Annotated in this window: 9 protein-coding genes and 1 pseudogene; 3 read left to right on the top strand and 7 right to left on the bottom strand. The window is 72.0% G+C overall.

The features are described 5' to 3' along the window. Positions 1-302 precede the first annotated feature (302 nt). Both AB0C46_RS32235 and AB0C46_RS32230 read left to right on the top strand, forming a co-directional pair. A complete protein-coding gene (locus tag AB0C46_RS32235; RefSeq protein WP_362832176.1) occupies positions 303-1331 on the top strand; it encodes an ATP-binding cassette domain-containing protein in 1029 nt (342 codons plus the stop codon). Positions 1332-1431: 100 nt separating this feature from the next. After that, positions 1432-2262, top strand: a complete 831-nt coding sequence (locus AB0C46_RS32230) for an ABC transporter permease (protein ID WP_362832175.1) — start codon at positions 1432-1434, stop codon at positions 2260-2262. A 52-nt stretch (positions 2263-2314) separates the two neighbouring features. Here the strand turns inward: AB0C46_RS32230 and AB0C46_RS32225 are convergent, their stop codons facing one another. After that, positions 2315-5809 carry a BTAD domain-containing putative transcriptional regulator gene (locus AB0C46_RS32225; protein WP_362832174.1) on the bottom strand — a complete coding sequence of 1165 codons (3495 nt, stop codon included), beginning with the start codon at positions 5807-5809 and terminating at the stop codon, positions 2315-2317. Positions 5810-5981: 172 nt separating this feature from the next. Between AB0C46_RS32225 and AB0C46_RS32220 the strand changes: the two genes are divergently transcribed. Then, on the top strand, positions 5982-6788 hold the full coding sequence (locus tag AB0C46_RS32220) for a site-2 protease family protein (protein ID WP_362832173.1): 807 nt from the start codon (positions 5982-5984) through the stop codon (positions 6786-6788). Between the two features lie 158 nt (positions 6789-6946). Here the strand turns inward: AB0C46_RS32220 and AB0C46_RS32215 are convergent, their stop codons facing one another. From AB0C46_RS32215 to AB0C46_RS32190, 6 genes and pseudogenes are all read right to left on the bottom strand, one after another. Next, positions 6947-7156, bottom strand: a complete 210-nt coding sequence (locus tag AB0C46_RS32215) for a hypothetical protein (RefSeq protein WP_362832172.1) — start codon at positions 7154-7156, stop codon at positions 6947-6949. 80 nt (positions 7157-7236) lie between these two features. Beyond that, entirely contained in the window at positions 7237-7968 is a 732-nt protein-coding gene (npdG, locus tag AB0C46_RS32210; RefSeq protein ID WP_362832171.1) for an NADPH-dependent F420 reductase, read from the bottom strand. A gap of 128 nt (positions 7969-8096) precedes the next feature. Then, on the bottom strand, positions 8097-8945 hold the full coding sequence (locus AB0C46_RS32205) for a carbohydrate ABC transporter permease (protein ID WP_362832170.1): 849 nt from the start codon (positions 8943-8945) through the stop codon (positions 8097-8099). After that, a complete protein-coding gene (locus AB0C46_RS32200) occupies positions 8942-9928 on the bottom strand; it encodes a sugar ABC transporter permease (RefSeq protein ID WP_362832168.1) in 987 nt (328 codons plus the stop codon). Before AB0C46_RS32200 ends, AB0C46_RS32205 begins: the two co-directional genes overlap by 4 nt. Then, a complete protein-coding gene (locus tag AB0C46_RS32195; RefSeq protein ID WP_362832167.1) occupies positions 9925-11250 on the bottom strand; it encodes a sugar ABC transporter substrate-binding protein in 1326 nt (441 codons plus the stop codon). The genes AB0C46_RS32200 and AB0C46_RS32195 overlap by 4 nt, the downstream gene beginning before the upstream one ends. Then, positions 11247-11477, bottom strand: a pseudogene (locus tag AB0C46_RS32190) (sialidase family protein); the annotation flags it as partial. The pseudogene AB0C46_RS32190 and the gene AB0C46_RS32195, both read right to left, overlap by 4 nt. Positions 11478-11514: the final 37 nt, after the last annotated feature.

Raw genomic sequence — 11514 nt, 5'->3', positions numbered from 1 at the left:
GGGGTTGGGCTGGGCGGGTCGGGGGGGGGTGGTGCCGGACGTAAAGCGAAGCAGTCCGGACACCCCCACCCGCGCAGGCCCGTCACCGCACCCCAACAGCCCCGCGCAGCGGACCCCGCCCGCCGCAGGCGCAACGGCGAGGACACCCGCAAGCATCACCCGACGCACAGCCCCGCGCAGCGGACCCGCAACGGCGAGAAGTCCCACGGCGGGACAGCCGGAAACGTGGGAAGCAAGCCAAACGCAGAGACTTGTCGGCGACCTGTAGGTGCGTTGTCGGTGGCGGCTGGCACCTTGTTGGCATGACGCGACAGACGATATCCACCAAGGGCGGGAACGCCGTGGAGGTGCGCGGTCTGGTCAAGCACTTCGGCACGGTCAAGGCCGTCGACGGGGTGGACCTGAACGTGCAGGAAGGCACCGTGCTCGGGGTGCTCGGCCCCAACGGTGCCGGCAAGACGACGCTCGTCCGCTGCCTGTCCACCCTCCTGGTGCCGGACGCCGGCCGCGCCGTGGTGGCCGGCTTCGACGTGGTGCGCCAGCCCCGCGCGCTGCGCCGCACGATCGGCCTGACCGGGCAGTACGCCTCGGTCGACGAAAAGCTCTCCGGCTGGGAGAACCTCTACATGATCGGGCGGCTGCTCGATCTGTCCCGCAAGGACGCCCGCCGGCGCGCGGACGCGATGCTGGAGCGGTTCTCGCTGACCGAGGCCGCCAAGCGGCCCGCGGCCAAGTACTCCGGCGGTATGCGCCGCCGGCTCGACCTGGCCGCTTCGATGATCGGCCGGCCGTCGGTGCTCTTTCTAGACGAGCCGACCACCGGTCTGGACCCCCGCACCCGCAACGAGGTGTGGGAGGAGGTCCAGCGGATGGTGCGCGAGGGCGCGACGGTGCTGCTGACCACCCAGTACATGGAAGAGGCCGAGCAGCTGGCGAACGAGCTGACGGTGGTCGACCGCGGCCGGGTGATCGCCGAGGGCCAGGTCGACGAGCTGAAGGCCAAGGTCGGCGGGCGGACGCTGCAGATCCGGCCGTCGGACGACGGGGAGCTGGGCCGGATGGCCGCCGCCATCGAGCAGGCCGGGCTGGACGGCATCGCGGGCGCCACCGCTGACCATGACGGGGGAGTGGTCAACGTACCGATCATCAGCGATGAGCAGCTGACCGAGGTGGTCGGTCTGCTCGGCCATCAGGGTTTCGCGCTCTCCGGGATCAGCACCCATCTGCCCAGCCTGGACGAGGTGTTCCTGGCCATCACCGGCCAGAAGACCTCCGAGGCCGACGCACCCGAGGACGACATGGCGCAGCAGTACGCGGAGGCATCGGCATGAGTGAGTGCAGCATGGGGGTCCCCCGGGCCGAGGGCCGGGGAAGAAACATCGAAAAGTGCGGGCCGCGCGCAGGCGCGGCCGGGCGGAGTGAGGTAGCAGCATGAGTGCCACGACGATGACGGCGCCGCTCGCCAAGCCCGGTGCCGACGAGGGCCGGATCGGTCTCCGCGCCAACCTGCGGCACATCGGCGCACTGGTGCGGCGCAACGCCCTGCAGATCAAGCAGGACCCGGAGTCGATGTTCGATGTCCTGCTGATGCCGGTCATCTTCATCCTGTTGTTCACCTACGTCTTCGGCGGCGCCATCGCCGGCAAGGGCAACCAGCCGGAGTACATCCAGCGCCTGGTGCCCGGCATGATGGCGATGATGGGCATGAACATCGCCATGGCGGTGGGCATGGGCGTCAACGAGGACTTCCGCAAGGGCGTGATGGACCGCTTCCGGACGATGCCCATCGCCCGGTCCTCGGTCCTGATAGCCAAGATCGTCGTCGAGATCGGGCGGATGCTGATCGCCACCGCGATCCTGCTCGGCATGGGCTTCCTGCTCGGCCTGGAAATCCGCGGCACCATGGGGGAGTTCCTCGGCGCGATCGTGCTGTCCACGGTCTTCGGCGCGGCACTGATGTGGATCTTCATCCTGCTGGGGCTCGCCGTGGGGACCCCGCAGGCGGTCCAGGGCATAGCGATGCTGGTGCTGATGCCGCTGCAGTTCGGCTCGTCGATCTTCGCGCCGACGACGTCGATGCCCGGCTGGCTGGAGGGCTTCACCCAGGTCAATCCGGTCTCCAACCTCGCGGACGCGGCCCGTGCGCTGATCAACGGCCAGGGTGCGGTGGCGCACCCGACGCTGGTCACGCTCGGCTGGGCGGTCGCCATCACGGCCGTCACGATGCCGCTCGCGGTGTCGAAGTTCCGCAAGAAGACCTGACGCGCGTCCCACGGGGGACTTCCCCGCGGGACGGCCTTTCGCCCGGCTCGCGTCAGATGAGGGCGGTGGCCTCTCCGAGCGAGAGGCCACCGCCTTCGGCGTGTGCACGGGCATAGGCCGCATCGCCCAGCAGCGCCCGCGCCGCCGCCTCGGTACGGGCCCGGTCCCTGCGGACGAGCTTCGGCGGCACCTGGCCGTCCGCCCCCAGCGCGTCGTACGCACCCAGCAGACGCGCCGCGTCCCACCCCGCCTTCTCGCCGCGCTCCGCCATCAACACCCGTGCACCGGTGAGGAGTTGCACCACCGGAAGGTCCGGCGCGATCATCTGCGCCAGGGAGTCCTGCATCAGCTCCATGGAGTGCCGGAACCTCGGCAGCAGTCCCTCCCGGTGCCCCTCGTCCACATCCAGCGAGATCGACAGTGCCTGCAGCATCCCGGCGAACACGTCCGGAGCGCGGGGGGCGAACATCTCCTGGACCCACTGCAGTTCCGCCCGCGCCTCCTGGAGACGCCCCGTCGCCGTCAGCCACGTCGCGAGGGTCAGCCGTGCGAACGGCTCGGTGTCCCGGCCGCTGCTGCCCTTCGCGGCATCGGCCAGCACCTCGCGCAGCATCCGCTCACCGGCCTCCGCCTGGCCGTCCTCGATCAGCACGGCGCCCAGCCGGCAGCGCAGCATCAGGATCTGACCGTGCGCCCCCAGGTCCTCGGCGTGCACCATCGCCGCCCGGTAGTCGCGCGCCGCCAACCCGTACGCGCCACGCTTCTCGTGGTTCTCGCCGCGTCCCGACAGCGCCTCGGCCGCGCCCCAGGCGTCACCGAGCCGGAGGAAGAGGCGCAGCGCCTCGTCGGCATCGCGGGCCGCCTGCGCCAGCCCGCCGGGACGGTCGTTGAAGAGCTTGGAGCGCAGTTGCAGGACGAAGGCCAGCTCCCAGTCGTAGCCGAAGTCGCGGCAGGCGCGCACCCCGCCGTCGACCACCTCCGCCAGGTCGTCGACCTCCCCGGTGACCAGCACCGCGTAGTGCCACATCACACCGGGCACCTTGCAGGTCTGCGGCATGCCGGAGCGGTAGGCGGTGAGCATCCCGGCCAGCTCCTCCTGCATTTCCGGATCACGCAGCGCCTGGATATCGCTGTCCCTGCTGGCGAGCGCGACCAGCCGGACCTCGCGGCGGGCCTCCAGCAGCTGTTCGGGAGCCATCGGAGGTGGTGCGTCGATGGGCCTCTCGTGCAGGTCGGGGGCGGGTTCGACCGGCGCGGCAAAGGGGTTGGGGGCGAGCTCGGCGGCCGCGGTCGCCCAGTGCCGGGCATCGCTGCGGTGGTCCCGCAGCGACCAGAACCACTGCAGGGACAGCACCAGGCACAGCGCCTCGTGCTCATCGTGGGCGGCGAGGGCGCGGCGCAGCGCGGTGCGCAGATTGTCGTGCTCCAGCTCCAGCCGCTCCATACCGGCGCGCTGACCCGGCCCGCGCAGCAACGGGTCGGTGGTACGGGCCAGTTCGCGGTAGGCGACGAGATGGCGGCGCTCGGCACCGCCGCGCTCCCCCGCCTCGTCCAGCCGCTCGGCGGCGTACTCCCCCACGGTCTCCAGCAGCCGGTAGCGCATCTGGCTCCCGTTGCAAGCACCGGCTTCACCGGAGCGGCGCTCGCCGTACCCCTTGCTGGCCGGCGCCGCCACCACCAGCGACTTGTCGATCAGCGAGCCGAGCAGCCCGGCCACCTCGCGTCCGTCGACACCGTCGCCCGCGCACACCTCTTCCGCGGCGGCCAGGTCGCAGCCACCGGCGAAGACGGACAGCCGCCGCAGCACGGCCCGTTCGGGCTCGTCGGTCAGTTCCCAGGACCAGTCCACGACGGCGCGCAGCGTCTGCTGCCGGGGCAGCAGGGTCCGGCTGCCGCTGGTCAGCAGCCGGAACCGGTCGTCGAGACGGTCGGCCAGCTGGCGCGGCGAGAGCAACCGCAGCCGGGCGGCGGCGAGTTCGACGGCGAGCGGCAGCCCGTCCAGGCGGCGGCAGATCTCCGTACAGGCCGCCGGGTCGTCCTCGACCCGGAAGCCGGGGCGGGCGGCGGCCCCGCGGTCGGCGAGCAGCCGCAGCGCGACGGCATCGGGCAGCGGCTCGACCGGCCGCAGCACCTCGCCCGGTACGGCCAGCGGCTCCCGGCTGGTGGCCAGCACCGTCACCCCGGGGCAGTCGGCCAGCAGCCGCTCGGCGAGCTCGGCGGCGGCGTCGATCACATGCTCGCAGTTGTCGAGGACGAGCAGCATCCGGCGTCCCGCGCAGTGCTCGGCGAGCCGGGCGAGCGGGTCCAGGGCGGTCGGGTCGGCGGCGGCGCGCAGCCCCTCCGCGGTGGTGCCGCGGAGGACGGTCTCGCGGGCGCCGAGTGCGGTCAGCACCGCCTCGGGCACGGTCTGCGGGTCGTCCACCGGTGCCAGCTCGGCCAGCCATACGCCGTGCGGCCAGGTGTCCGGCAGTGCGGCCGCGGCGGTCTCGGCGCCCTCCTGCGACAGCCGGGTCTTTCCGGCGCCGCCGGGGCCCAGCAGCGTCACCAGCCGGTGCGCGGCCAGATCGGCGCGGAGCGCCACCAGATCGGAGTCCCGCCCGACGAAGGAGGTGAGCCGGGCACGGAGGTTGCCGGGGCGGGGGTGGGGATGGGGAGGGGGAGGGGGAGGGGGGACGGTGAGCGGGTCGGGTGCCGCGGTACCGGCGGTGTCGTGAGGGGTACCGGCGCTGTGGGGGGTCCCGGGGCCGTATGCGGTGGCGGTGCCGTACGACGTGCCGGTGGCGTTCGGGGCGGGGGCCGAGGCGCCGGGCGGCGGGGGCGGCGGGGGCGGTGGCCGCAGCAGCTCCGCGTGCAGGGTGCGCAGTTCCGGGCCCGGGTCGGCGCCGAGGCGTTCGGCGAGGCCGGTGCGTATCTCCTCGTAGGCCGCCAGGGCCTCCGCCGTGCGGCCTGCGGCGCGCAGGGCGTGCAGCCGCAGGGCCTGGAGGGGCTCGTCGAGGGGATGGTCCTCGCACAGCGCGAGGAGGGTGGGCAGCGCCTGGGCGGCCCGGCCGAGGGCGAGATCGGCGGCGATGCGGGTGCACTGGGCGTCCAGCCGGCGGCGCTCGGCACGGGACACCTCGACGCCCGCATCCGGGAGGTCGGCGAGAGCCGGGCCGCGCCAGAGCGTCAGGGCGTCGTCGAGCAGGGCGGCGGCACGGGCCGGGTCCGCGTCGGCCAGCGCCCGGCCGCCCTCCGCCGTGAGCCGTTCGAAGCGGTGCAGATCGACGGCGTCGGGCTCGGCGCACAGCCGGTAGCCGCCGTCCACCGAGGCGATCGCGGCATGCCCCAGGGCGCGGCGCAGCCGGCCGACCAGTGCCTGCAGCGCACCGGCCGCGTCGGCGGGCGGTTCCGGGCCCCAGACGTCGCCGATCAGCAAGTCCGGGGACAGCGCCCGGCCGGGGCGCAGCGCGAGGGCGGTGAGCAGCGCACGCAGGCGTGCGCCACCGAGGGCGACGGGGGTGCCGTCGGCCCGGCCGGCCTGAGTGGTGCCGAGAATTCCGTAATGCACCGGCCCATTGTCGTGCAAGCAGTGGCCGACAGGTATCGCGTTTCGTATTCGGGGCACGGGGTCCGGGAGGAGGGGGCCTGTGGACGAACCGGTTCCGCGGGGACCGTGCGCCGCGTGCCCTGACGCGGTTACGGTCATGGCTGCCCCTCACCAGACCCCGGGAGCCCGCACCATGACCACAGCAATCCGGCGCGCCGACCGTCGCGTCAGCCCGGTCTTCCTCGCGCTTGTCGCCGTCATGGCGGTGTCGGGATGGGCCGTGTGGAGCGGGACGCTCGCGGCGAACACCGGCGTCGCGGTGTTCTTCTTCGTGGTGTCCGGCTGGGTCGTCTCGCTGTGTCTGCACGAGTACGCACACGCCCGCACCGCACTGCACAGCGGCGATATCTCGGTGGAGGCGAAGGGCTATCTGACCCTGAACCCGCTGAAGTACACCCATGCGCTGCTGAGCATCGTGCTGCCGGTGATCTTCGTGATCATGGGCGGGATCGGGCTGCCGGGCGGTGCGGTGTTCATCGAGCGCAGCCGGATCCGGGGCCGCTGGCGGCACAGCCTGATCTCGGCGGCCGGGCCGCTGACGAACATCCTGTTCGCGGCGGTGTGCACGGCGCCGTTCTGGCTGCACGGGCTGGCGGGCGTACCGGCCCCGTTCCGCTACGCGCTGGCCTTCCTGGCCCTGTTGCAGGTCACCGCGGCGATCTTGAACTTTCTGCCGGTGCCGGGGCTGGACGGCTATGGCGTGATCGAGCCGTGGCTATCGCGGAAGCTGCGGCGGCAGGTGGAACCGTTCGCACCGTTCGGACTGCTGGCGGTCTTCGTCTTCCTGTGGATTCCGGAGGTCAACCGGGTGTTCTTCGACCTGGTCGATGCGATCCTGCGCGGGCTGGGCGTCTCGGTGCTCGAGTCCTCCATCGGGCAGGAATACTTCCGCTTCTGGCAGGGCGAGCCGCAGCTCCCGCAGACCGGCGGCCTCTTCTGACGGCGGGGCGGCAGCGCTGAGAGCGGGGCGGCAGCGCTGAGAGCCGGGCGCCAGGGCGCCAAGGGCGAGGGCCGGGCGGCGGCTGCGGAGGATCGGCGTCAGCCGCGACGGACCGGCGTCAGCTCCGACAGCTCGGTGTCACCTCCGACGGCCCGTCGTCAGCCGGCCGCGCCGGCCCGCTGCGCCTTCGCCTTGCGTACGTAGAACCACGCCATGTTGCTGGAGATGCCCGCCAGCAGGATCCAGACGACGCCGACGAAGCTGCCCCCCACGAAGGCGACGACGGCCGCGGCGACGGAGAGGACACACACGGCGAGGGCCATCAGGGCGAGTCGCCGGGACGGGCCGGGCGGGGGCAAGAGGGACATGGGGGCGGCTCCTGTCGGGAGTGGTCGGACCTCCCCAGTGTCCCCCATGCCTGCGCTTGCCCCGCCCCCTCCCCCACGCCTCAGACGTCCGTGACCCGCAGCCCCGCGTGCGCCTTGTAGCGCCGGTTGACCGAGATCAGGTTGGCGACCAGCGACTCGACCTGGTGGGCGTTGCGCAGCCGGCCGGCGAAGACACCGCGCATACCCGGGATACGGGCGGCCAGCGCCTGCACGACATCGGTGTCGGCGCGGGATTCGCCGAGCACCATCACATCGGTGTCGATCTGCTCGGTCTCCGGGTCCTGCAGCAGCACCGCGGACAGATGGTGGAAGGCGGCCGTGACCCGGGCCCCGGGCAGCAGGGCCGCGGCCTGCTCGGCGGCGCTGCCCTCCTCCGGCTTGAGCGCGTAGGCGCCCTTCTTGTCGAAGCCGAGCGGGTTGACGCAGTCGATGACGAGCTTGCCGTCCAGCTCGTCGCGGAGCGCCTGCAGGGTCTTGGCATGGCCGTCCCAGGGCACGGCGATGATCACGACATCGCTGCGCCGGGCGCATTCGGCGTTCTCCGCGCCCTCGATGCCCAGGCCGAGTTCCCCGGCGGCGGTCTGTGCGCGCTCGGCGGCCCGGGAACCGATGATCACCTTCTGGCCGGCCCTGGCCAGCCGGTACGCGAGGCCGCGGCCCTGGTCACCGGTGCCGCCGAGGACGCCGACCACCAGGCCGGAGACGTCCGGGAGGTCCCAGGGGTCGCGCTGGAGGGCAGCCTTCGCACGGGTCGCGGCGTTCGGGGACCGGGAAGCGTCAGGAGTAGTCATGACAGCGATAGTGTCACGCGCCGACGGCGAGCCGGTCATGCCCTCGACAGCGATCCGGGCCGTCCCGTCGCCACGCCCCGCCTCCCCTCTCGCCGCCCCTCCTGCCACCCCCGTCACCCGCCCGCCCCTCAGGCCTTCACGCTGCCTTCGGTCAGCCCCGTACGCCAGTACCGCTGAAGCACCGTCATCAGCACCATCAGCGGCACCACGGACAGAAACGCACCGCCCACCGTGTACTGGTAGAGCACCGGTTGGCGGTCGGCGTAGCCGGTCCAGGAGGTCAGGCCCAGCTGGATCGGGTAGAGGTCGGAGTCCGAGAGCATCACCAGCGGCAGGAAGTAGTTGTTCCAGATGTGCACGAACTGGAACAGGAAGACGGTGACCAGCGCCGGGGTCATCAGCCGCAGTCCGAGCCCGGCGAAGATCCGGGCCTCGCCCGCGCCGTCGATGCGGGCCGCCTCCAGCAGTGAGTCGGGGACCGCGGCGGCCGCGTAGATCCGGCACAGATAGACACCGAACGGGCTGACCACACTGGGGATCAGCACCGCCCAGCAGGTGTTGGACAGGCCCATCGCGCTGAAGAGGAAGTAGAGCGGCAGGGCCAGTGCGGTGCCGGGGATCAGCACCCCGGCGAGCACCACGTTGAAGAGCGCCTCCCGGCCGCGGAACGGGAATTTCGCCAGCGCATAGCCGGCCGCGGCGGACAGCAGGGTGGCGCAGACCGCGCCGATCCCGGCGTAGAAGAGGGAGTTGGCGAACCAGCGGGCGTAGATGCCGTGGTCGTAGGTGAGGACGTCGACGAGGTGGTCGACGGGGTGCGGGTGGTCGGAGAACCAGAATCCGAAAGTGCCGAAGAGGTCGGCGCTGTTCTTGGTGGCGGAGACGGCCAGCCAGTAGACGGGCACCAGGAAGTAGAGCGCGGCGACGGTCAGCAGCGAGGCGGTGATGATCCGGTAGCGGACCGGGGGCGGGGTCATCCGCGCTCCTTCGCGCGGCCGCCGACCAGCCGCAGAAAGCCGAAGGACAGGACGCACGCCACCAGTGCGAGCAGTACCGCCTCGGCCGCCGCCGCATGCGGGTTGTTGCCGACGAACGCCTCGCTGTAGGCATGCAGGTTGGGGGTGAAGCCGGAGTCGATGGAGGAGGCCAGCGGGCGCAGCACCATGGGTTCGGCGAACAGCTGGAGGGTGCCGATGATGCTGAAGACAGCGGTGAGCACCAGCGCCGGCCGGATCAGCGGGATCTTGAGGTACCGGGCGACCTGCCAGGCGCTCGCCCCGTCGATCCGTGCGGCCTCGTACAACTCCCCCGGTACGGCCTTCAGCTGGGAGATCAGCACCAGCATGTTGTAGCCGGTGAACTGCCAGGTGACGATGTTGGCGAGGGACCACAGGACGGTGCCGCGGGAGAGGAAGTCGAGGTCCCAGCCCACGGAGTCGGCGATCTTCACCAGCGGGCTGATGCCCGGTACGTACAGGAATCCCCACAGGATCGAGGCGATCACGCCGGGCACGCCGTACGGCAGGAAGAAGGCGCTGCGGAAGAAGGGGACACCGCGGGCGCTCGCGCTCTCCAGCAGCAGTGCCAGGGCGGTGGCGAGCACGATCATCAGCGGGATCTGGACGGCGCCGAAGAGCAGCACCCGGCCGAAGCCGGTCAGGAACCGGTCGTCGGAGAGGGCCTGGGCGTAGTTGGCGAGGCCGGCGAAGACCTCGTGTTCCTGGCCGCCGAGGCCGAGCGGGCCGGTGCGTTCGGTCGTGAACAGGCTCTGGTGCAGGGCGTAGCCGATCGGGGCGAGGAAGCACAGGCCGAAGAGGGCGAAGAAGGGCAGGACGAACGCGGCCGCGGCGCCCGCGTTGCGGGCCCCGGTGCGGGAGGCGCGGCGACGGGGTCCGCGGGTGTCCCGGCGGGCCGGCCGCGGGGTGACCGGCTCCGGCCGGCTCAGGGTGTCCCGGCTCACCCGCCGCTCTCCACCTTCAGGCCCTTGCCCTTGAGGTCGGCGAGGGTCTGGCCCTGCACCTTCGTCAGGACGGAGCGGAAGGAGCTGCCGTCGGCGAGCGCGTCGGTGAAGGCGTCGCCGAGCCGCTGGTAGAGGGTGTCCACGCCGGGTCCCCACTGCCAGCTGGTGTCGACATGCGCACCGGCGTCCGCGAAGACCTTGCTGTACGCCTGGCCGCCGAAGAAGTCCTTGTCGACGTCGAGGTCGGTGGTGGTGTAGCCCTTCTTGGCGCTGGGGAAGCCGTAGCCGCCGTCGATCAGCAGCGCGATCGACTCCGGGTCGGTGTTGAGCCAGACGGCGAAGTCCAGGGCGTCCTTGGGGTAGCGGGCCTTGGCGAAGACGGCGGTGGTCGAGCCGCCCCAGTTGGCGAAGGCCTGCTCGCCCGCCTTCCACTGCGGCAGCGGTGCGGCCCGCCACTTCCCCTTGGTGCCCGGCGCGTTGCCGACCAGCAGGGCGTCGCCCCAACTGGCGCCCACCCAGGCGGGGATGGCGCCGGTCTGCAGATCCTTGTACCAGGCGTTCTGCCGGTCCGGGATGGTCTTGACGAGCTTCCGTCTGACCAGGGATTCCCAGTAGTCCGCGACCCTGCGGGTGGGTTCGTCGTCGAGGTGCACGATCCAGGTGTCGCCGTGCGTCCCGTACCACTTGGCGCCGGCCTGCCAGGCCAGGCCGGAGAAGCGGTTGCCGTTGGTGGGCGCGAAGGTCTCGATCCAGGCGCCCTTCCTGCGGACGGTCTTGGCGGCGGTCTCGTACTCGTCCCAGGTCCGCGGGGTGGGCACGTCCCACTTGTCGAAGAGGTCCTGGCGGAGGAACAGGCCCATCGGCCCGGAGGCCTGCGGGACGGCGTAGACGCTCTTGCCGAAGACGGACTGCTGCCACTGCCAGCCGACGAACTTGTCCTTGTGGCGGGCGGCGCCGAGCGGGGCGAGGTCCAGCAGCCCGTTGTCGAGGAGGAAGCCGGGGACGACCGGGAATTCGATCTGGCCGAGATCGGGCGGGTTGCCGGCCTTGATGGCGGCGTGCATCTTCGCGTACTGCTGGCCGTTGACGGCCGACACCTTCTCCACCTTGACCTGGACGTCCGGGTTCTTGCGGTTCCACAGGTCGACGGGCTTGTCGATGCCCGGCACCCAGGACCAGAAGGTCAGGCTGATCCTCTGCCCCTTCTTGCGCTCCTCGGGCGCCGGGGCACCGCCGTCGCCGCAGCCGGCGAGCGCAAAGCCGGCGGCGAGGGCGGCCGCCCCGCCCAGGACCGTTCTGCGGTGCATGGCGTTGCTGGTCATGTCGGCTCCTCCACGGGGATGCGGCGGAAGGTGATCGTCGAGGACGCGCTGAGGTCGCCCGTCCCGTGGAGCAGTCCGACGCTGTCGCGGCCGGGGCGGACGAGGTCGGAGCAGGCGGCCGGGAGCCCGCCGACGGTGTGCGCGGTCCGCCGGGTCGGACCGCCGTCGTGGCTGGTACGCAGGGTCATCGGGGCGCGGGCCGACGGATGCGCCGGTCCGGCAAGGAGGGGCCCGGAGGGCGCCCGGACCACGGCGGGGAACCGG

The sequence above is a fragment of the Streptomyces sp. NPDC048637 genome (assembly GCF_040650675.1).
Classification (GTDB): domain Bacteria; phylum Actinomycetota; class Actinomycetes; order Streptomycetales; family Streptomycetaceae; genus Streptomyces.
This window is presented reverse-complemented; position numbering and strand designations above follow the sequence as displayed.